Origin of the sequence: Streptomyces sp. MB09-01, assembly GCF_033794505.1 — a bacterium.
Lineage (GTDB): Bacteria > Actinomycetota > Actinomycetes > Streptomycetales > Streptomycetaceae > Streptomyces.
On sequence record NZ_JARAYQ010000606.1, the window covers coordinates 1 to 636 of the forward strand.

Genomic DNA, 636 nt, shown 5'->3' on the forward strand with positions numbered 1-636 from the left:
GGAGACGGAGCGCAGGGAGCGTGAGGAGGCGGAGGTCGAGGGGCGGGTCTACGTCCCTCGGCCTCGTTGGGACCGGCTGCCGAAGGAACTCGCGTGCTCGATGGACGATGAGCGGGTTTTCGGGCCGGTGGTTTATGAGTTGTCGCTCGCTTCGGCTATTTCCCGTGGGCTTTTGGCGAAGTACCAGATTGTCGTCGCGGAACTCACCGACCCGGTCGTCACTCCGGAACGGCTGGTGAGTGAGGAGCGGTACGAGGAACAGCTGCGCGGACAACGGCTCGCCGCAACGCAGACCGCGCTGCTGGAGACGATGGCCGAGCACGGGCTGCAGACCACCATCACGTTCCACCACCGCACGGTGGAGGCGGAGGCCTTCGCCTCGGGGCTGGAGCGGGTCGCATCCCGGCTGCATGCGGTCGACCCGGGGCGGCATCCGGAGCGGGTGTGGTCGGGATGGCTGTGCGGGGAACACGACGGCTCCCACCGACAGTCGGTCCTCGCCGACTTCGGGCGCAGGGCCGGGCGGGCGGTGCTGTCGAATTGCCGGGTCCTGGGCGAAGGGGTCGATATCCGGGCAACGGACAGCGTGGCCCTGATCGACCCCAAGGGATCGGCGGTGGACATCGTGCAGGCCAT

Annotated in this window: 1 pseudogene; it reads left to right on the forward strand. The window is 68.4% G+C overall.

Annotated elements, in window-relative coordinates:
• Positions 1-100 precede the first annotated feature (100 nt).
• Positions 101-636, forward strand: a pseudogene (locus PV721_RS43695) (helicase); the annotation flags it as partial.